We start from the raw sequence: 20,546 nt of genomic DNA on the forward strand, positions 1-20,546 counted from the left end.
GTATTCCAGTAGGTCAGCTAACGATCACACATCTGTGCTGAAGCGCACGCCACCGTCCGGCAGCGTCACCCCCGGCCACACGCGTGCGCCGCGCAACAATTCACACCGCGCACCGATGTCCGCGCCGTCGCCGATGACAGCGTCGCGGACCAGCGCTCGGGGTCCGATACGGACGCCGAATCCGAGGATCGATCGTTCGACCACCGCCCCGGCTTCCACAACGGCGCCGTCGAAGAGAATTGCACCGTCGAGGCGAGCGCCTGCACCAACTTCTGCGCCTCGACCGACAACCGTGCCGCCGATCAGAACAGCGCCCGGCGCGATTCCGGCCCCAGGGTGAACCAGCGACTCGCCGCGCGGACCTTCGAGAGCCGGCGAAGGTGCGATACCTCGCACCAGGTCGGCGGAACCGCGAACGAAGTCCTCGGGGGTTCCCATGTCACGCCAGTACGACGAGTCGACGTGGCCGAACACCCGCTTGCCCTCGGCCAGGAGATTCGGGAACACCTCGCGCTCGACCGATACCGGTCGTCCTTCGGGGATCTGTTCGATGATCTCGCGCTTGAAGACGTAGCAGCCGGCGTTGATCTGATCCGTCGGCGGATCCTGAGTCTTCTCCAGGAATGCCGAGACTCGTCCGTCCTCGTCGGTCGGAACACAACCGAATGCTCGCGGGTCTCCCACACGAACCAGATGCAGGGTCACGTCGGCGTCCGTCTTCTCGTGGGTCTCGAGAATGCCGTTCAGATCGGTGCCACCGAGCACGTCGCCGTTGAACACCATGACGTTGTCACCGCGCAACTTCGGCAGAACATTGCGGATTCCGCCACCGGTGCCCAGCGGTTCGGTCTCGAAGACGTAGTCGATCTCGAGGCCCATCTTGGAGCCGTCGCCGAAGTAGTCCTCGAATACCTCTGCCTTGAAGGACGTTCCGAGCACGACGTGCTTGATTCCGGCTGCCTCGATGCGGGCGAGCAGGTGCGTCAGGAACGGCAGGCCGGCGGTCGGAAGCATCGGCTTGGGTGCCGACAGCGTCAGCGGACGCAGCCGAGTGCCTTTGCCGCCTACCAGGATTACGGCGTCGGTCGGATTCGGATCGGACATCATTTTCCCCCGTGGTTCGAAACTGATGGGTTGTCGGTCGAGTTGTCGGTGCGAGCGCGCTCGCGAACTGCAGAAGCTACGGCGATCTTGGATCGCACCGCGAGGCCACCGCGCAAGGCAAGTCGTAGCGGAGCCTGCCACCAGTGCGGATGGCGATCAGCCTGGAACTGGTACGCACTGCGATGATGGGCAGGCAACATCAGTTCCGGATGACGTCCTGCCGCATGGCCTTTGGCATGGGTGACGACGGCCGAGGGGACGAATACGTTGAGCCACCCGGCTTTTCCGAGGCGGTCACCGAAGTCCACGTCCTCCATGTACATGAAGTAACGAGAGTCGAAACCGGAGATGGTGTCGAAGGCGTCGCGTCGCACCAGCAGGCACGACCCGGAAAGCCACCCCACTGCACGCTCGGTGACGGCCTCGTTCTCCTGACGGTAACGAGCAGTCCACGGGTTCTTCGGCCATACGGTACCGAGCAACGCGTGCCCGACGCCCGAGGTGATGTCGGGCACCGTTCGCGCCGACGGATAGACACTGCCGTCCGGTTCGAGGACCTTCGGCCCCAGTGCACCGGCCCTTGGCCACCGATTTGCCGCAGCCACCAATTCGTCGAGTGAACCGGGTGCCCATTGGACGTCCGGGTTGGAAATCACGACGAATTCGATCGACGAATCGATCTCCGCTACAGCCCGATTTATCGCTCCCCCGTACCCGATGTTTCCGCCGGTTCGAAGCAGACGGACATGCTCGTACTTGGCATCGGCGGCCTCGGGGGCACCATCGGTCGACCCATTGTCGGCCATGATGACCTGGGGTTTTTCTGTCGTCGCCACAGCGAGCGTGCTCAAGAAATTCTCGAGATGCTCGCCTGGCGAGTAGGTCACCGTTACCACGGCCAGCTTGGGACTCACGCCGGTCAGCCTAGCCGTCCGCGGCTACTGCCCCGAACAATGCTCACGCCAGAGCGGCGTGCAGAGCCTCTCGCCACGGGCGCAGCGGCGTCATTCCCGCGGTAACCCACGCGCGCTCGGACAAGACCGAATATGCCGGGCGCGGGGCAGGGCGTACGAACTCCGCACTGCTGCACGGGCGCACCCGAGCAGGGTCTGCGCCGATCTCCTCGAAAACAGCTCGCGCCAACTCGTACCAACTTGCTTGCCCGCCATTGGTCACGTGGAATGTCGACGCACCCGTGAAGTCCAGCAGCGCGAGTTCGACGATGCCGCCGGCCAGATCGACGCTGTACGTGGGTGACCCGATCTGGTCGTCCACGACGTTCACGAATTCGCGTTCGGCTTCGAGCCTTCTCATCGTGGCGACAAAATCCGTGCCGACACCGGAGTACACCCACGCGGTGCGGACAACGGCCGCGTCAGCCCCCGACTCTCGAACAGCGATCTCGCCGTCCAGTTTGGTTCGGCCGTAGACCGTCGCGGGACCGGTCGGTGCATCGACGTCGTATGGCGAGCTTGCATCGCCCGGAAAGACGTAGTCCGTCGAAACGTGGATCAACCGCGAACCCACCCGTGCACAGGCTTGCGCGAGATTCCGCGGTCCGATCTCGTTGACCGCCCTCGCCGCCTCCTGGTCGGTCTCGGCAGCATCGACGGCCGTGTACGCAGCGCAGTTGATCAGCACCGAACCAGGCGAGACGAAGTCGTCGACCGCGCGGCTGTCGGTGATGTCGAGCTCGCGGGAACCGACGGCCGTCACAGTGTGACCCGCCGACGTTGCGAGAGCATCGATACGTGTTCCGAGCTGCCCTCGGGCGCCGGTGAGCAGGATATTCGTCACACGGTTGAGTCTGGCACGCCGCGTCGAGGTACCCGCGGCCGAGCATCGGACCAGTAACCTGAAGGGGTGTCCCACCAGCAACCGCAGCGCCGCGCGCGTCCACGACCTGCGCCGATTCGGACCAAGACGAGCCCGGCTCGCATAGCGGTCGCGGTGCTGTCCGTGCTCGTACTGCTGGTCACCGGGTTCGCGTGGCGGGGTGTGGACTCGTTGAGAAACAGCCTTGCCACTGCCAGCGGACTCGGCCTCGGTGGCGGCAAGGACGGCGCCATCGACATTCTGATGGTGGGAACGGACAGTCGAACGGACGCGCACGGCAACCCGCTCTCACAAAGCGAGCTCGACTCGTTGCGCGCAGGTGAGGAAGTTGCGTCCAATACCGACACCATCATCTTGATCCGCGTCCCCAACGACGGGAGTTCCGCGACCGCGATCTCGATTCCCCGCGACGCGTACGTCAACGTCCCGGGTATCGGTATGTCGAAGATCAACGCCGCGTTCGGTGCCACCAAGGAAACCGAACGGCTGAAGTTGGTCAACAACGGGTCGTCCGACAGCGACGCAGACAAGAAGTCGACGGAAGCCGGCCGGACCGCGCTCATCGGAGCGGTGGCGAATCTGACCGGCATCACCGTCGATCACTACGCCGAAGTCGGACTACTCGGATTCGTCCTGCTGACCAACGCAGTGGGCGGAGTCGACGTGTGCCTCAACGCGCCGGTCGACGAACCGATGTCCGGAGCCAATTTCGCGGCCGGGAAACAGACACTCGACGGCGCCGACGCGCTGAGCTTCGTGCGACAACGACACGATCTTCCTCGCGGCGACCTGGACCGGATCGTTCGCCAGCAGGTGTTCATGGCTTCTCTCGTCAGCAAGGTACTCAGCGCAAAAACCCTCAGTGACCCCGGCAAGCTCAGTCAGCTGACCTCGGCTGTCCAGCGTTCCGTCGTGATCGACGACGACTGGGACATCATCGAGTTCGCCAAGCAGTTGCAGAATCTGGCCGGCGGCAAGGTGCAATTCGAGACCATTCCCGTTCTCGACATCAACGGCATGACCGATTACGGCGAGTCCATCGTCAAGGTCGATCCCAAGGCCGTCAAGAAGTACATCGCGGGATTGGTCGGCGCCGACAGCGAGGACTCGGAGACCTCCGAAGCACCGACCACGGTGAATGCCTCCTCGATCACGGTCGACGTCGCAAACGCCAGTGACATCGCAGGGTTGGCCAGCGGGGTTTCCGAAGCGTTGAGTGCCCTCGGGTACAAGCAGGGTCAGGTCGGCAACAACACCGGCTCCGACGTCACCGAATCGACGGTGTTCGCAAAGTCCGCGGACGACGACGCAGCACTCGCGGTCGCCGAGGCACTCGGCGGTCTGACGGTCAAGGCGGATTCGTCATTGTCCTCGGGCAAGGTTCGGGTTGTCATTGCCGAGGACTACAGCGGCCCGCAGTCCGCGGACGCGGTATCCCCGTCCGAAGGAGCGACAAGCACCACTGAATCGTCGAGCACCACCGAGACCAGCCCCACTCCCGCCCCTCCCGGCCCGCCGATCGACGCGGCCTCCAACGGCCCGCGCTGTGTCAACTGAACCGCTGCGTAAGCTGATTAGGTGCCTTCGCCTGTAGACAACCTGACCGACGCCCTCCTCGGACCGATCCTGGCTGCCGACCCGGCCGGCCCTCGCGTGACCTACTACGACGACGCCACCGGCGAGCGCATCGAATTGTCTGCGAGCACTCTGGCCAACTGGGCGGCAAAGACAGCGAACATGGTTCGCGACGAGTTCGCTCTCGAGTCCGGCGGCAAAGTTGCCGTGCTGCTTCCCGCGCACTGGCAGAGCGTCGCCGTCTTGCTGGGTGTGTGGTGGGCAGGCGGTGAGGTGGTCCTCTCCCCCGACGCCGACGCCGAACTGGCTTTTGTCACTGCCGACCGACTGGACGATGTTGCGGACGTACCGGAAGTAGCCGCACTCTCCCTCGACGCGTTCGGCAAAGGTTTGAGCGATCTTCCGCTCGGCGTCGCCGACTACGCAACCTCCATCCGTGTGCACGGCGACCAGTTCCGTAGCGCCGGGGCCGGTTCGGCGCTGGAAGGCCGGTCCGTAGCGGACACGATCGACGCGGCACGGGCATCGGCGAAGAACGTCGAATTGGTGTCGACGGATCGTGTCCTCTCCAGTCGCACGTGGGACACGGCAGACGAATTGATCGACGGGCTTCTGGCAGTTCTCGCCGCGGGTGCCTCACTCGTGCAGGTGGCCCACCCGGACGCGGAAGCTACCGCGCGCCGAGTGGGCACCGAGAAGGTCACGAAACAGTTCTGAACGCTAGCTCGCGAGAGCTGTTACCGGTGACACCAGCCCCGCCCGCCTAGCGGGGAGCAGTGACGCGATCACACCGCAGATTCCGCCGATCAACACGATGGCTACCAACTGCACCCACGGCACTGCGCTGAGGGCGATGTCCTCGATCCCGAATACCGATGCGGTACCGGCTACACCGAACACCATCCCGAACAGCACTCCGATCACCGATGCGACTCCTGCCACCAGCAGTGCTTCCCAGATCAACATGGCTCGAATTCCCTTCTTCGTCAGTCCGAGTGCGCGAAGCAGTCCGGATTCGCGGCGCCGTTCGAGAACGGACAGTGCCATGGTGTTTCCGACGCCGATCAAAGCGATCAACACCGCTACCGACAGCAATCCGGCAACCACCATGAGCATGGTGTCGAGGATCGAATCGAGAGCTGAACGCATCTCGGTCATGCCCTGAACATCGCTGCCCGGCGCTCCCTGGCGTGCCAGTTCGGTGATGCGGTCGGTGGCGGCCAAAGCCTGTTCGTCAGTATCCGTCCCCAGCCTTACCCAGTACGAATCGGTGGTCGGCGCGGTGGCCGCTGCACCGAGATCGCCTCGATCCAGTAGTGCTGGTTGACCTTTCACGCCCTCGACCACGCTGACGTTCACGACGCCGCGATCCCCACGCACCGTCGCCGTATCGCCCGCCGAGAGCTTGTATTCGGTCAGGTCAGCGGGCGAGAGCACCAACTGACCGGCCGCGGGTACCGAGATCTCGGTACGCAGAACATCTTTCACCCGCGCAGCGTCGACGCCGAATCCGGCCAACGAACCGCGCCCGTCGATCGTCAGTTCGGCCTTGTCCAGACCGCTCACCGCGCCGACACCGTTGACCGCGGCGATGTCTGTGCCCAACCCTGCGGGAAGCGGTGCCGAACCTGAACTGCTCACCATGACGTCGACGGGGAATTGACTGTCCATCGCCGCGGGTGCGGCTTCCTTGACCGTCGCGATTCCCACGACGAGCGTGCTCGTCAAGGCCACACCGATCAACAATGCGGTGGCTGTCGCCGAGGTGCGGCGTGGGTTCCTACCGGCGTTGCCTGCTGCCAGGCTTCCCACCGGACCGATCAGTCTCGCTAACACTCCGCCGGCCGCATTGATCAGTGCAGGCACGATTCGACCGGACAGTGCCGCGATCCCCAGGAACGAGAACAGTCCACCGGCGGTTGCCGCCGGCACCTGCTGATTCGTCACTCCCAGGACGGTCATCGCGATGCCCGCGAGCAGGGTCACGACGCCGAGAACCCGGCGCACCACCGATACCTGAACGCTCTCAGGCTTGGACTCCATCGGCTGCAGCGCCGCCAGCGGGGAGAGCCTCGTTGCCGCCCGCCCGGGCGCAGATGCAGCGAGCATCGTCATCACGATGCCGACAGCGAGACCGACCAGCACGGTCACCGGGGTGACGCTCAGTGACGAAAGAGGAACCGGCACATCGGCGGCCGTTGCTACCCGACCGATCGCCCAGGCGAGTCCGACACCGAGTCCGACGCCGATCACCGAGGCGATCACGCCGACCGCCGCGGCTTCACTGCGAATGCTCCGGCGAACCTGTTTGGCCGTGGCGCCGACGCATCGCAGCAACGCAAGTTCCTGAGTGCGCGCCGCGAGCAGCACGGCAAATGTATTGGCGATCACCAGCGCGGCAACAACAACGGCGATGGCGCCGAAGGCGAGCAACACCGTGCTGAGGATCTTGGTGCCGCCCATGTATTCGGCTGCGGCGTTGTCTGTGGCTTCGTCGCCGGTCAGCACGGTGGAGTCCGCGGGCAACGCGCTCGAGATCGAATCCACGAGTTCTTGCTGAGAGCGTGAACCGTCACCGGCGACACGGAACTCACGTTCGGCACTGTCACCGGCCCACGCGCTCACCTGCTCGGCGGTGGTGAATATCTTGATCCCGCCCAGTCGTTGCGCCGAACCGGAGAGGTCGACCAGTCCGACTACCTCCGCGGTGGGTGCAGCGGCACCGACCGTCGAATCCCGTGCCGTGACTGTGATTCGGGCACCGATCGGTATCCCGGAGTCCGCGCTCACCAACACCTGCCCCAGACCGGCCGGAATCGATCCCTCCGACACCTTCTCCCAACGCAATTCGGGATTGTCGGCAATCGAGAGCGCATCCCCGTAGGACGCGCCCTTTGCCTCGGAGTCGACACGAACATAGGTCGACACGTCGTCGGCCACCGCCGAGACGCCCGGCACCGCGCTCAGCAGTGCTTCCGTCACGCCTGGACCGGACGCGACGACATCTGTGGTTTCGTATTGCGTCGCAAGTGATTTGCTCACACTCGCGTCGACCGTCGAGCTTAAGGTCAACGTCGCGACGATGTATCCGACGGCGATCACCACCGCGAGTATCGACGCCACATAGCGCCCGGCGTGTGCCCGCGCCTGCGCAAAAGCCAGACCTCTCATCGCAATGCACCCGAAACTGCAGGAACATCGGCCAGGTCGTCGGCACCGAGAGCTCGCATGGCACCGATCACCGAGTCGACGGTGGGATGGTCGATCTCTCCGGCTATACGCCCGTCCGCGATCAACACGACTCGATCCGCGTACGACGCCGCCACCGGATCGTGTGTCACCATCACGACCGTCTGACCGGTCTCCCGGACACTGGTGCGCAAGAGTCCCAGAACCTCTGTCCCGGAACGGGAATCCAGGTTGCCGGTAGGCTCGTCGGCAAAGATCACGTCGGGCTGGGGCAGTAATGCACGGGCGACAGCTACACGTTGCTGCTGACCGCCGGACAACTCGTGCGGCAGGTGGCCGAGGCGCTGCGACAGGCCCAGCTTTCCGATCACCTCGTCCATCCACTCGGGCGAGGGTTCACTACCTGCCAGCTTCATCGGCAGCAGCATGTTCTCCCGAGCAGTGAGCACCGGTAGCAGGTTGAACGCTTGGAAGACGAATCCGATTCGCTCGCGTCGCAGTTCGGTGAGCTCCGTGTCGCCGAGTTTCGTGACTTCGGTGTCGCCCAGGAAAACCTGCCCACCCGAGACCGTGTCGAGTCCGGCCAGGCAGTGCATGAGCGTCGACTTTCCGGAGCCGGACGGGCCCATGATCGCGGTGAACCGCTCGCGACCGAAGTCCACGTCGACTCCGCCGAGCGCGTGAACCGTGGTCTCACCGGTGCCGTACACCTTGGTGACACCGCGGGCAGTGATCGCCGGCACTGCGGCTGGTTCCGTCGTGGTGTGCGCATGCATTTTTTGCCCTCCGTAAAGCTTCTCGCTATGACGGAATCAACGTTATTGCAGCGCAAGTGGTCTCCGCGTCGGAGTGCGGGGCGATCTTGGAGAGCCCGGTGTCATCCCGGGGTAGGACTGGACAGGGCGGCGTGTCAGCCCTCGGTGCCGAGGAGATCTGCGCGCCGGACAAGTCCGATCTGGAAGGCGAAGACGACTGCCTGTACACGATCACGAGAATGAGTCTTCGAAAGAACCCGTCCGACATGGGTTTTCACTGTCGTCTCGGAGACGTGGAATTTTGCAGCGATCTCCGAATTCGACAGCCCGTACGCCATGGCTTCGAGCACCTCGACCTCGCGCGGCGTCAACTCTTCGGGCAACTGCGCTTCGGGCGCCGAGCCTTCCAGGAGCGGTCCGACGTGCTGAAGCAGTCGCCGAGTGGCCCGGGCTTCGATCACCGCGTCCCCGCGGTGCACGGTGCGGATGGCGTCGAGCAACTGCTCCGGTGGCACGTCCTTGAGCAGGAAACCACTGGCGCCCGCCCGGATAGCCGACATCACGTACTCGTCGTTGTCGAAGGTGGTGAGCACCACGACCTTCGGCGCATCGGGGTCGGCCAGGAGCCGACGAGTCGCCTCGATGCCGTCCATCTTCGGCATCTGGACATCCATCAGAACGACGTCGACATGACGGGCGGCCAACTCGGTCAACGCCTGCTGACCGTCCGAAGCCTCGACAACCACCGACAGATCCGGCTGTGAGTCGATGACCATTCGAAAACCTGCGCGGACCAGCTGCTGATCGTCGATCAGTGCCACTGCGATCGGAGCCACGTGTTCGTCCATGCCACTCACCTTAAGACCTTCGGACGTTTCAAGACCTACCCAGACGTTCGTTCGTACGGCAAGACGGCCCGGACGCTGTATCCGCCGCCTGATTTCGGTCCGGCGGTCACTTTGCCTCCGTGCAGCTTGGCTCGCTCGGCCATTCCGATCAGTCCCTGTCCGCCTGGTGACGATTCGACCAGCGCGGCGCTGCCGCCTCGTCCGTCGTCGGTGATACCGAGAACGAGTTCGGTTTCAGCCCATGTCATCTCGACGCTCGCCTGTGCTCCAGGCCCCGCATGTTTGAGAACGTTCGTCAGCGATTCCTGCACGATGCGATACGCCGTCAACCCCGCACCCGCAGAGAGTTCGCGTGGTTCCCCGGTCACGCTGACGGCGATGTCGAGTCCGCTGCTGCGTAACTCGTGGAAGAGACTGTCGATGTCGCCGGCGCCCGGGATCACCGAGAAATCACGGGGCGTGTCCTCGCGCAGGACGGACAGCAGCGATCGCATGTCGGTCAACGCTTGGCGGCCGGTGGAGGCAATTGTTTCGAGTGCCTGAATTGCAGCCTGAGGATCCTTGGCCGCGCTGTAGCGTCCACCGTCGGCCTGAGCGATGACAACGGTCAACGAATGCGCGACGATGTCGTGCATCTCGCGCGCAATCCTCGAGCGTTCGCTGATCGTCGCGATTTCCGCTTCCTGCGCACGCTCGAGTTCGAGCAACCGTGCGCGCTCGGTCAGACCTTCCAATTGTTTGGTGCGAACTCGACGCAAATCACCGAACGCCCAGACCGCGAGCATGAAGATCATGACGGCCACGGACTGCATGACCTGCGAGGACACCGGGATTCCGTCGTAGCCGAAGTATCGAACAGTCCCGGCAATCGAGCCGAGCAACGCGAGCACCAGCCCGGTGAGTGAACTCCACCGAGCGCCGTAGGCGGCCAGCGCGTACAGGGAGATGGGTACGACAACGGCCGATGCGAGCAGTGTGTTGCCGATGAAGATCACGTGTAGAACTGCGAACCCTGCGATCACCATGCCGGAGAGTTCGGGGCGCGAGCGTCGCCACGCCAACGGAACGGTCATACCCAGCGAGATGAACACCGCCAGCGGACTCGCCTCGACCGCCACGACAACGCTGAACAGTGCGGCAACCGTCGCAATGCAGATGTCCACACCGCGAGCATGATCCGCGCTCCAACGGACGAAGCGTTCACTAGTCGGAAAACGAGCCATGCCGCCAAGAGTAGCTTTTACTGACGAGCTCTCACTCAGGTGCGGTAACCGCCGTCTTCGAGACCGGCCTCGATTTCGAAGCGGTTGCGCGGCCCGCGATGACGCAGTTCCTCACGCAGGTACAACAACCCGAATATGATTCCGTACCTGGCCCATTGGTCCGCGTGGACTGCCTCGTGGCGAAGGACGGATCGCGTCGTGTTTCGCCGCGTGAGATACACACCACCGAGAGTTGTTCCCCCTCTGGCGAACCCGCTGCGCAGCCCGGAAGCGACGAAGATCCCGGACTCGTCGTCGAAGCGGATGTCCGCGCGGAGAATCCCGGCGTAGAACAGGGCGACGCGGGTGACGAATGCGGACTGCGCGCTGCCCCGACTCGCTCGGATCAGCGGCAGCCCGCGTCGTGCACACACGAGAGAATCAGCCCAGCAGTTTCTCGCGGAGCGCCTTGTCCTTGTCGAGGACCATCGACTCGAGGCTCTCCTGGAAGGCCACCATCCGCTGCTGAAGTGCAGGGTCCGAAGCGCCGAGGATCCGAGCAGCCAACAGACCGGCGTTGCGAGCACCACCGATCGAGACCGTCGCCACCGGGACGCCGGCCGGCATCTGCACGATCGAAAGCAGCGAATCCATACCGTCGAGGTACTTGAGCGGCACCGGAACACCGATGACGGGCAACGGCGTGGCCGAGGCAACCATGCCCGGAAGATGCGCGGCGCCACCGGCACCGGCGATGATGACCTTGATTCCGCGGTCGGAAGCTTCCTTGGCGTAGTCGAGCATCCGCTGAGGCGTGCGGTGCGCCGAGACGACACCGACCTCGAAGCGGATACCGAACTCGGCCAAAGCTTCGGCTGCAGCTTCCATGGTCGGCCAATCCGAATCGCTGCCCATGATCAGGCCGACCTGCGCGCTCTCACTCACCGTGTACATCCCATCCGTCGGTCCAAACTGCATACGAAAGCCAATGTGCTGCACGCTCGGCGCGTTCCCGTACTGCGGCAACGTAATTCGGATCGTCGATGGATCCGGCGCCGCCCACGATGTTGACGTGACCGATCTTGCGATCCTTGCGCTCACCCTTGCCGTACAGGTGGATCTTCGCGTCGGGCATCCGAGCGAACAGGTGATGGACACGCTCGTCCATCGTCATCTCGGGTGCTTCCGGCGCACCGAGAACGTTGGCCATCACCGTTACCGGCGCGATCGGCGAGGTGTCGCCGAGCGGGTAGTCGAGAACTGCACGCAGATGCTGTTCGAACTGAGAGGTGCGAGCGCCGTCCATCGTCCAGTGACCGGAGTTGTGCGGGCGCATGGCCAGCTCGTTGACCACGAGAGTGCCGTCAGTCGTCTCGAAGAGTTCGACGGCCATCGAGCCGACAACACCGAGCTCGGACGCGATGCGCAACGCCAATTGTTCGGCTTCCTCGGCAACGGCACTCGAAAGGGCGGGAGCAGGTGCGATCACGACGGCGCACTGGCCGTTGCGCTGAACGGTCTCTACGACCGGCCACGTAGCGCCCTGGCCGAACGGCGACCGCGCGACCATGGCGGACAGTTCCCGACGCATCGAGACCATTTCCTCGACGATCAGCGGAACACCCTTGTCCAGCTGCTCGGTGACAATGGCCTCTGCTTCGTCCTGATCGTCGGTGATCCAGACTCCGCGGCCGTCGTAGCCTCCGCGAGTTGCCTTGATGACAAGCGGCCAACCGTGTTGGGCACCGAAACGCACGACGTCTTCTGCCCACGTCACTTCGGCGTACGCAGGTACGGGCGCGCCCAGTTCGGCAAGTTTGCGACGCATCAGCAGTTTGTCCTGAGCGAAGATCAGAGCCTGCGGCGGCGGCTGAACGTTCACGCCTTCGGCAACAAGAACCTCGAGATGCTCCGTGGGCACGTGCTCGTGGTCGAACGTCAGTGCATTGGAACCGACCGCTGCGCGGCGAAGAGCGTCGAGGTCGGTGTGGCTGCCGAGCACGACGTCGGGGCTGACCTGGGCTGCCGGCTCGTCCGAAGTCCCGGAGAGCACTCGGAGCGTCTGGCCCAGGGCCACCGCAGCCTGGTGAGTCATCCTGGCCAACTGTCCGCCACCGATCATGGTGACGACGGGCATGGATGCTTTTGCCGGTCGAGGGGTGGTCGGGCGGGCGGGGATCTGCGCGGGATCGTTGTTGCCGGTCACGGCTCTCTATGTTGTCATGTGCCGCGTTCGCCCGTTCATTCAGCGTTCCCAATCTGTGATTCTGCTGATGAATCCGCGGCAAATTGGTGGTAACGCGGTTTCGTTTCGTAAACTCATCTGTTGTGCCATTTGTCGACGGGGTCATTGCCCGCATACCCCAACCGTTTCGTGACATCGCTCTGCGTCACAGCGAGCTGATCAAATTCGCGATCGTCGGCGGAACGACCTTCCTCATCGACTCGGGCATCTTCTACACACTCAAGCTGTCGATCCTCGAATCCAAGCCGATCACGGCCAAGATCATCGCCGGCGTCGTCGCGGTGATCGCGTCGTACATTCTCAACCGCGAGTGGTCGTTCAAGAACCGTGGTGGCCGTGAACCAGCGCACGAAGCTGCGCTGTTCTTCATCATCAGCGCCATCGGTGTCGTCATCAGCTTCATCCCGCTGTACATCTCCAGTTACGTCTTCAACCTGCGCGTACCCGAAGTCAGCCTGGCGACGGAGAACATCGCCGACTTCATCAGTGCATATGTCATCGGCAACCTGCTGCAGATGGCGTTCCGATTCTGGGCCTTCCGCAAGTTCGTGTTTCCCGACGAGAATCCGGAACCGCTCGAACTGTCCGACACCACAGGGTTGCCCGAAACCACAGCGTTATCCGAAACCACAGCGCCTGAGCCGGTAATTCCTGATGCCGAAGAGGAGCTCGGGCACTCCTGAGTTTTCCGTCTGCGCCGGCCTTTCGGTCAGCGCGGTTCGCGGTGCGGAACGACGTCCGCGGTCGGCGCCGTGTTGGCCACCGGCAGGAAGACGGCGAACAAGGCAGGCTTACGCCTCTGCAGTTCCAGTCGGCCCCCGTCGGCTTCGATCAGTGCACGTGCGAGCGCCAACCCGACGCCGGTGGACCCCGCCCCCGAAAATCCTCTGTCGAAGATGTGCGGCGCCAGATCGTTCTCCACACCGGAGCCTTCGTCGGTGACCTCGACGCACACCATCGAGTCACGGCGAGACGAACTGCGACCCGTACCGTCGATCAATCGCACAGACACCGTGCACGTGCCTTCACCGTGTTCGAACGAATTGTCGACCAGAACGGAAACAGCTTCACGCAGACGCGAACCTGTGGTCGCGGCCATCACCGTGCGATCGCCGCGTAGGCGCAGCCTGCGTCCCTCTCCGTCGAACTGAGCCTGCCAGTCGCGAGTCACCTGTTCCAGCTCGCCGACTACCGACACCAGACTCGCCGATGACCCACTGGTGCGCGACGAGCGAATCAGGTCGTCGATTCCGTCGGTGAGCCTGTCCACTTGCGCCATGGCTTCCTCGGCCTCGTTCACGACGTCAGGATCTTCGTGAACGGACAACTCGTCCAGGCGCAGCCGCACTGCAGTCAGTCGACTGCGCAGTTGATGCGAGACGTCCGCAACCAGCGCGCGCTCTCGTTGCAGCCGCACGGAGATCTCCACGGTTGCCGCATCGAGGACGTCGGACACGCGGTCGAGTTCGGGGATGTCGTGCCGACGAGGATCCGGCCGGAAGTCGCCTTCGGCGAGGCGCGCCGCCCGGTCGGCCACATCCTGCAGCGGATCGGCAAGCCGACGCGCAGTGACCACAGCTACCACGGTGCCTGCCGTGATGGACAGAAGCACGAGCACGCCGACAGCCATCACCGCTTGTTTCTGCTGGGTGCGCAGGTTCTCCGACGGCACCTCGAGGCGCAACGAGCCGGACGTTCCCATCGCGAGCGATTCGACGAGTGCGTTCTTGACCGTCGCCTCACCGACGTCGACGCGTGCGGCGCCGTCGACGACGGTCGGATACACGACGACGAGGCGCCCGTCGTTCGGGGTGAGAACCTTGAGCGAATCTGTGTTCAACGCACCTTCGACGAGTCCGTTCGTCCCCTCTTGCGCGATGACCTCAGCGGCCATCCGGTCGAGGCGCACCCGGAGATCACTTCGCGTCACGTCCTCCACCCAGAGCCACGCCGTGTAGATCAGCGGAACCCCCAGCAGCAACGCCGTCATGATCACGACAGCGAGAATCGACTGCAATATGCGACGCCGCATGCCGGCAGTTCCTGATTCTCGAGAAGTTAGTCGGTGTTGATTCGGAAACCGACACCGCGGACGGTGGCAATCCTGCGTTCCACGGCGGGGCCCTCGTCGCCGATCTTGCGGCGCAGCCACGACATGTGCATGTCGAGCGTCTTCGATCCACGAAGCTCGACGTCGCCCCACACCTCACGAAGGATCGTATCGCGCGAGACCACTTCCCCGGCGTGCTCGAGGAGGACCCGCAGAAGCTCGTATTCCTTGTTGGCCAAGGCGATTTCGGAGCCGTTGACGAGTACGCGTCGTGCCGCGGGCTCGAGCCTGATGCCACCGACCTCGACGATCGTGTCCTCGCGGCCACCGTGGCGACGCAGGAGTGCTCGCACACGTGCCATCAACTCGGCGAGACGAAACGGCTTGCTGACGTAGTCGTCGGCGCCCGCGTCCAACCCGACCACGAAGTCGACTTCGTCGGTCCTGGCGGTCAACATCAGCACGGCGAGCGAGGTGCGATGCGCACGAATCTGTCGGCAGACCTCGAGGCCGTCCATGCCCGGAAGGCCGAGATCGAGAATCAACAGGTCGAAATCACCTTCGAGCGCCTGCTGCAACGCAGCGGGTCCGGTCGGTTCGACCGTCACCGAATACCCTTCACGCCCCAAGGCGCGGGAAAGGGGTGCAGCAATGGCCTCGTCGTCTTCGGCTAGCAATACGGCAGTCACACGAACAGACTACGGACAACACGCCTTTGCACGTTGATTACCAGCCATTTCGATCATTCGGGTCGTCGTTTTCACCTGAAGGCCACTGCGGTGCCTGCGATGGTGGCTGCTGCATGGAATCGAAAACCTGGTGATACAGCAGGGCGTGAACGTGCTCGACGTCAGGAATGTCGTCGAACTCGAGCGGATCGTCACTGGCAGATGCGATGACCAGAGTTCCGGTCTTGAGCATTCGATCGATCAGGCCGTGACGGAACTGAACATTGCTGATCCGCCCCATGGGAATGTCGATACCCGTGTGCGTGAGCACTCCGTGGCGGATGAGCACCCGCCGATCGGTGACGATGAAATGCGTGAACTTCCAAACCGTGAAGGGCGCAACCGACCGCCAGGCCACGACACCGAGCCAGATGATTCCGACGGCAATGGACGACACGGTGCGAGCCGTGCCGTCCAATCTCGTCTGTGCGAGGCCCAGCAAGAACCCGGCGACGGCCGTCGCAAGTACGAACGTCAGCGCCGGAAGCACCAACATCTTCCAATGAGGATGGCGATGCAGTATCAGTTCCTCGTCCTGAGCGAGGGCGTCTTCGGGATATCCCATGACGGGAAGTCTGCCACCCCGCACCGACTTTCAGGCACACCGACTTTCAGTCACACCCGTCTTCAGGGCAACGCTCAGGGCTGCGCGATCTTTCGCAGCACCAACGGGGTCACGACGATGATGATGCCGTACAGCACCATCCACACGCCGACCACGATGCGGAAGACGTCGAGCGAGAGTTCGGGCTGCAGAAGGACGATTGCACCCGCGACGATGCTGATGACTCCGAGCACGATCGACAGACCGCGATCGACGGTGTGCCCGGACGCCGCGTCGACCAGATCGAGAACGCCACGGAATACCCACCAGGCACCGATCACCAACGCGATCAGAACCACCGTCTGCAAAGGGCTACGGAGAACCAGGAATCCGAGGAGCACTGCCAACGCGCCGGAGATCGCGACGAGCGTCCGAGTTCCACCCGAAGCCGTCACGTCCGCAAACGAACGGATGATCTGAACGATTCCGAATCCGAACAACTGGATCGCAATGACAACCGCGACCACGAACAGCGTGGCATCCGGCCACGCGAGTACCGCGATACCCAGGCCCAATGTAAGGACACCGAGCAGCACCGTCACGCCGGTGAGTACGCGGCGAGCGCTCTCGGCCGTCTCGGCTTCGGTCGGAACAACGATCGGTGTGGTCATGACGCCCCTAGGCAGCTCGGTAAATCCCGCAGTTGAATGAAATGAAGGACGGACGGTTGGTTCGAAAACCGGTCCGGGCCAAAAATTAGCACTTTGGTGCCAGAAAATCCGGCAACGTTCACGATTCGGTGACCGGGGCGGCGCGAAGGTGCGTGATATCACCCGCTGCGACCGCAAAGGTCTCCCCATCTGTTCCCTCGATTTCGATGACGACGCGTCCGGAAGTGTCGACGTCGGTCGCGATACCGAACACCTCCTTGTCGCCCGGCAAAACCGCGCGGACTCGTTTGCCCAGCGTCCCGCAGCGCTGCCGGTATTCGGCAGCCAACACAGATGTATCCCATTTCGACGATTCCCAAGCACGGAATTGCGTCGCCAATTCACGGGCGATTGCGCGAACGAGAGTGTCGCGGTCGACAGTCGATGCTTCTTCGATCAGCAGTGACGTAGCGGTCGGGACGGGCAGCTCCTCGACGCCGAGGCTCACGTTCAGCCCGATCCCCACCACCACCGCGGGATCGGGCGCCGTCCTCGCCACCTCGGCCAGAATGCCGGCGACCTTCTTGTCACCGATGAGAACGTCGTTCGGCCACTTGAGTTCTGCGGGCACTTCGGCCACGTTGCGCAGCGCGTCGACGACCGCGATTCCCGACAGTAGCGGGAGCCAACCCATGTCCGCGAGATTCATTCCGGGCATCGACAGCAGAACCGACATCGAGATCTGCGCTTGCGGCGGACTCACCCACGTGCGCGAATGACGGCCACGGGCACTCGCCTGATATTCGGCGATCAGAACGTGACGGTCGGCATCCGGATCTGCCGCTCGCGCAAGGAGATCCGCGTTCGTCGAACCGGTCTCCTCGACAACGTCGAGGCGGTTCCAGAAAACGCGCGCGTCGTCGTTGTCACTGCGCACGAGTGCGCGTCGTAGGGCATTGCCGTCGAGGGGCGGTCGGTTCAAGTCGGTCCACATAGCCCCAGCCTATGACGACGGCGAGAATGTACTGGTCAGTAGCTTGAGCCTGCAAGACAGCGACAATCGGACCTGCCTTCGAAGCCCCCCACGCACTCTCGTTAAGCTCACGTCCATGACCACTGTCCAAGAGCCGAACGCGCCGGAGGCGGCGGCCGCACCCGATATCCACACGACCGCGGGAAAGCTCGCGGACCTGCGGAATCGCCAAGCCCAGGCGCAGGCACCGAGCGGCGAAGCCGCCATCGACAAGGTGCACGCCAAAGGCAAGCTGACCGCCCGCGAGCGCATCACCGCCCTCCTCGACGAGGGCTCCTTCGTCGAACTCGACGCACTGGCACGGCACCGAAGTGTGAACTTCGGTCTCGCTGACAACCGCCCGGTCGGCGACGGCGTCGTCACCGGTTACGGCACCATCGACGGCCGCGACGTCTGTGTCTTCTCACAGGACGCCACCGTTTTCGGCGGATCGCTCGGCGAAATCTACGGTGAGAAGATCGTCAAGGTCATGGACCTCGCGATCCGCACCGGACGGCCCCTCGTCGGCATCAACGAAGGTGCAGGCGCGCGCATTCAGGAAGGCGTCGTCTCGCTCGGCCTCTACGGCGAGATCTTCCACCGCAACGTCCAGGCCTCGGGTGTCATCCCCCAGATCTCACTGATCATGGGACCCGCCGCCGGCGGCCACGTCTACTCCCCCGCACTGACCGACTTCGTCGTGATGGTCGACGAGACTTCCCAGATGTTCGTCACCGGCCCCGACGTCATCAAGACAGTCACCGGTGAAGACGTCACGATGGAAGACCTCGGTGGTGCTCGCACCCACATGGTCAAGTCCGGCGTCGCCCACTACGTCGCTTCCGGCGAGCAGGACGCACTCGACTACGTCAAGGACCTGCTCAGCTACCTGCCGTCCAACAACCAGGCAGCAGCTCCCCGCGGCGAGATCACCGACCCGATCGTCGGTTCGATCGAAGACAGCCTGACCGCTGAGGACATCGAACTCGACACCCTCATCCCGGACTCGGCCAACCAGCCGTACGACATGCACGAGGTCATTCGTCGCATCCTCGACGACGACGAGTTCCTCGAGGTCCAGGCCGAGCGCGCGATGAACATCATCGTCGGTTTCGGTCGCGTCGACGGACGCTCGGTCGGCATCGTCGCCAACCAGCCCACCCAGTTCGCGGGCTGCCTCGACATCGACGCCTCGGAGAAGGCCGCTCGCTTCGTGCGTACCTGCGACGCGTTCAACGTCCCGATCATCACCCTCGTCGACGTTCCCGGTTTTCTCCCCGGAACCGAGCAGGAATACAACGGCATCATCCGTCGCGGCGCGAAGCTCCTCTACGCGTACGGCGAGGCAACGGTCGGCAAAATCACGGTCATCACCCGCAAGGCGTACGGCGGAGCGTACGACGTCATGGGCTCCAAGCACATGGGCGCCGACGTGAACCTGGCATGGCCGACCGCTCAGATCGCCGTCATGGGTGCATCCGGAGCAGTCGGATTCGTCTACCGCAAGCAGCTTCTCGAAGCCGCGAAGAACGGCGAAGACGTCGATGCATTGCGCCTCAAGCTGCAGAACGAGTACGAGGACACACTCGTCAACCCGTACGTCGCCGCTGAGCGCGGATACGTCGACGCTGTCATTCCTCCGTCGCACACCCGCGGACAAATCGTTTCCGCATTGCGACTGCTAGAGCGCAAGGCCGTTTCCCTTCCGCCCAAGAAGCATGGGAACATTCCCCTATGACCGCAACCACCGAGGACATTCTCAGCGAAGATGTCGCACTGGCGGAGACTGCACCGACCAACGGTGCGGTCGTCGAGGGAACCGCGACGGATGCTTCGCTCACGGAGCTGACCGAGACGTCGACCTCCGACGCGTCGGTCATCAAGATCGTCAAGGGTTCGCCCACCGACGTCGAGATCGCGGCACTGGTCAGCGTGCTTGCCGCGGCTGCCGGCAGCGGTCAAGCTCCCGAGTCGAACGTTCCCGCGGAGACCTGGGGCGATCCGACTCAGTTCCACCGCACGCGTGCGCCGTTCTCGCCGTACGCGTACCTGAACCCCGCGATCCGTCGCAGCTGACGATCACTCTGCTGACGTGACTCAACTGGTTCTAGCTTCAGCGTCCCCGGCTCGCCTCGCAGTTCTGCGGGCGGCCGGGGTTTCGCCGCTTGTGCGTGTCTCCGGTGTCGACGAGGACAAGATCGCCGACAACCTCGGCCCCGACGCCGCCCCCGAAAAAGTCGTGACGGTGCTGGCGGAGGCCAAGGCCGCCGAGATCGTCCCCGGCCTCGCCGCCGACAATCTCACCGACGTAGTCGTTGTCGGGTGCGATTCGATGCTCCTGATCGACGGGCAACTTCAAGGCAAGCCGGGCAGCGTCGATATCGCCCGAAAGCGATGGGCCGCAATGGCCGGACGCAGCGCCACTCTCTTGACCGGGCACTGTGTCCTGCGCGTCGCCGACGGCCGCATCGTTCGCATGGCCTCGGATCACAGCGCAACAGTGGTTCATTTCGCGCAACCGTCCACCGAAGATCTCGAGGCATACCTGGCAACGGGCGAGCCGCTCCAAGTTGCCGGAGCATTCACGCTCGACAGTCTCGGCGGCTGGTTCGTGGAGAGAATCGAGGGTGATCCCTCGAGTGTCATCGGTATCGGATTACCTTTGGTACGAACACTTCTCGAGCGTGTCGGGGTTTCCGTCTCGGATCTCTGGCGCACGCAGAGCATCTTCTGACGCGTTTTCTCCAAGCACGTTTTCTCCAAGCACCACTGACCAGCCCCGCATCGGGTCCATGCCGATGCGAAGCT

At 63.6% G+C, this 20,546-nt stretch carries 21 protein-coding genes; 6 read left to right on the top strand and 15 right to left on the bottom strand.

Annotated elements, in window-relative coordinates:
• Positions 1-24: 24 nt before the first annotated feature.
• Genes P3G66_RS07540 through rfbD form a run of 3 tightly spaced genes read right to left on the bottom strand, consistent with a single transcriptional unit; the run spans position 25 to position 2,901 of the window.
• Positions 25-1,107: an NDP-sugar synthase gene (locus P3G66_RS07540; protein WP_037125580.1), complete on the bottom strand. Its 1,083-nt coding sequence runs from the start codon at positions 1,105-1,107 to the stop codon at positions 25-27.
• Complete coding sequence (locus tag P3G66_RS07545) at positions 1,104-2,018, bottom strand: glycosyltransferase family 2 protein (RefSeq protein WP_003940999.1); 915 nt, start codon at positions 2,016-2,018, stop codon at positions 1,104-1,106. Before P3G66_RS07545 ends, P3G66_RS07540 begins: the two co-directional genes overlap by 4 nt.
• A gap of 43 nt (positions 2,019-2,061) precedes the next feature.
• Positions 2,062-2,901, bottom strand: a complete 840-nt coding sequence (rfbD, locus tag P3G66_RS07550) for a dTDP-4-dehydrorhamnose reductase (protein ID WP_003940884.1) — start codon at positions 2,899-2,901, stop codon at positions 2,062-2,064.
• Between the two features lie 114 nt (positions 2,902-3,015).
• Here rfbD and P3G66_RS07555 point away from each other — a divergent pair, with 114 nt between their 5' ends.
• A complete protein-coding gene (locus tag P3G66_RS07555; RefSeq protein ID WP_054187643.1) occupies positions 3,016-4,497 on the top strand; it encodes an LCP family protein in 1,482 nt (493 codons plus the stop codon).
• Between the two features lie 21 nt (positions 4,498-4,518).
• The gene (locus P3G66_RS07560; RefSeq protein WP_276116354.1) at positions 4,519-5,232 is read left to right on the top strand and encodes a TIGR03089 family protein; all 714 of its coding nucleotides are present in this window, start codon (positions 4,519-4,521) and stop codon (positions 5,230-5,232) included.
• A 3-nt stretch (positions 5,233-5,235) separates the two neighbouring features.
• Here the strand turns inward: P3G66_RS07560 and P3G66_RS07565 are convergent, their stop codons facing one another.
• The 7 genes from P3G66_RS07565 to P3G66_RS07595 form a co-directional block, all read right to left on the bottom strand.
• Positions 5,236-7,686, bottom strand: coding sequence for an FtsX family ABC transporter permease (locus P3G66_RS07565; RefSeq protein ID WP_276116355.1), 2,451 nt, complete (start codon positions 7,684-7,686; stop codon positions 5,236-5,238).
• Positions 7,683-8,480 (bottom strand): ABC transporter ATP-binding protein, encoded by a 798-nt coding sequence (locus tag P3G66_RS07570; protein ID WP_003940882.1) that lies wholly within the window; start codon positions 8,478-8,480, stop codon positions 7,683-7,685. Before P3G66_RS07570 ends, P3G66_RS07565 begins: the two co-directional genes overlap by 4 nt.
• Positions 8,481-8,614: 134 nt before the next feature.
• Positions 8,615-9,307, bottom strand: coding sequence for a response regulator transcription factor (locus P3G66_RS07575; protein WP_003940960.1), 693 nt, complete (start codon positions 9,305-9,307; stop codon positions 8,615-8,617).
• Between the two features lie 35 nt (positions 9,308-9,342).
• Positions 9,343-10,530 carry a sensor histidine kinase gene (locus P3G66_RS07580; protein WP_007731164.1) on the bottom strand — a complete coding sequence of 396 codons (1,188 nt, stop codon included), beginning with the start codon at positions 10,528-10,530 and terminating at the stop codon, positions 9,343-9,345.
• A gap of 35 nt (positions 10,531-10,565) precedes the next feature.
• Positions 10,566-10,943, bottom strand: a complete 378-nt coding sequence (locus P3G66_RS07585) for a hypothetical protein (RefSeq protein WP_054832030.1) — start codon at positions 10,941-10,943, stop codon at positions 10,566-10,568.
• A 7-nt stretch (positions 10,944-10,950) separates the two neighbouring features.
• Positions 10,951-11,463, bottom strand: coding sequence for a 5-(carboxyamino)imidazole ribonucleotide mutase (purE, locus tag P3G66_RS07590; RefSeq protein WP_042922155.1), 513 nt, complete (start codon positions 11,461-11,463; stop codon positions 10,951-10,953).
• Positions 11,447-12,715, bottom strand: coding sequence for a 5-(carboxyamino)imidazole ribonucleotide synthase (locus tag P3G66_RS07595; RefSeq protein WP_047271712.1), 1,269 nt, complete (start codon positions 12,713-12,715; stop codon positions 11,447-11,449). The genes purE and P3G66_RS07595 overlap by 17 nt, the downstream gene beginning before the upstream one ends.
• A gap of 122 nt (positions 12,716-12,837) precedes the next feature.
• Between P3G66_RS07595 and P3G66_RS07600 the strand changes: the two genes are divergently transcribed.
• Positions 12,838-13,437, top strand: a complete 600-nt coding sequence (locus tag P3G66_RS07600; RefSeq protein ID WP_081557655.1) for a GtrA family protein — start codon at positions 12,838-12,840, stop codon at positions 13,435-13,437.
• Between the two features lie 26 nt (positions 13,438-13,463).
• Here the strand turns inward: P3G66_RS07600 and P3G66_RS07605 are convergent, their stop codons facing one another.
• The 5 genes from P3G66_RS07605 to P3G66_RS07625 form a co-directional block, all read right to left on the bottom strand.
• Complete coding sequence (locus tag P3G66_RS07605) at positions 13,464-14,786, bottom strand: HAMP domain-containing sensor histidine kinase (protein WP_007731154.1); 1,323 nt, start codon at positions 14,784-14,786, stop codon at positions 13,464-13,466.
• A gap of 26 nt (positions 14,787-14,812) precedes the next feature.
• Positions 14,813-15,493 (bottom strand): response regulator transcription factor, encoded by a 681-nt coding sequence (locus P3G66_RS07610; RefSeq protein ID WP_003940916.1) that lies wholly within the window; start codon positions 15,491-15,493, stop codon positions 14,813-14,815.
• A gap of 37 nt (positions 15,494-15,530) precedes the next feature.
• Positions 15,531-16,097: a PH domain-containing protein gene (locus P3G66_RS07615; protein WP_003941034.1), complete on the bottom strand. Its 567-nt coding sequence runs from the start codon at positions 16,095-16,097 to the stop codon at positions 15,531-15,533.
• A gap of 74 nt (positions 16,098-16,171) precedes the next feature.
• Complete coding sequence (locus P3G66_RS07620; RefSeq protein WP_003941007.1) at positions 16,172-16,747, bottom strand: DUF308 domain-containing protein; 576 nt, start codon at positions 16,745-16,747, stop codon at positions 16,172-16,174.
• Between the two features lie 118 nt (positions 16,748-16,865).
• Entirely contained in the window at positions 16,866-17,720 is an 855-nt protein-coding gene (locus tag P3G66_RS07625) for a biotin--[acetyl-CoA-carboxylase] ligase (RefSeq protein ID WP_003940755.1), read from the bottom strand.
• A gap of 115 nt (positions 17,721-17,835) precedes the next feature.
• Between P3G66_RS07625 and P3G66_RS07630 the strand changes: the two genes are divergently transcribed.
• From P3G66_RS07630 to P3G66_RS07640, 3 genes are read left to right on the top strand one after another with little or no spacing between them, the layout of a single operon-like run.
• On the top strand, positions 17,836-19,476 hold the full coding sequence (locus P3G66_RS07630) for an acyl-CoA carboxylase subunit beta (protein WP_003940853.1): 1,641 nt from the start codon (positions 17,836-17,838) through the stop codon (positions 19,474-19,476).
• Positions 19,473-19,814 (top strand): acyl-CoA carboxylase epsilon subunit, encoded by a 342-nt coding sequence (locus P3G66_RS07635; RefSeq protein ID WP_007731147.1) that lies wholly within the window; start codon positions 19,473-19,475, stop codon positions 19,812-19,814. Before P3G66_RS07630 ends, P3G66_RS07635 begins: the two co-directional genes overlap by 4 nt.
• Before the next feature lie 16 nt (positions 19,815-19,830).
• Complete coding sequence (locus P3G66_RS07640; RefSeq protein WP_007731146.1) at positions 19,831-20,472, top strand: nucleoside triphosphate pyrophosphatase; 642 nt, start codon at positions 19,831-19,833, stop codon at positions 20,470-20,472.
• Positions 20,473-20,546: the final 74 nt, after the last annotated feature.

The organism is Rhodococcus sp. C3V (assembly GCF_029269915.1).
Taxonomy (GTDB): Bacteria; Actinomycetota; Actinomycetes; order Mycobacteriales; family Mycobacteriaceae; genus Rhodococcus_F; species Rhodococcus_F qingshengii.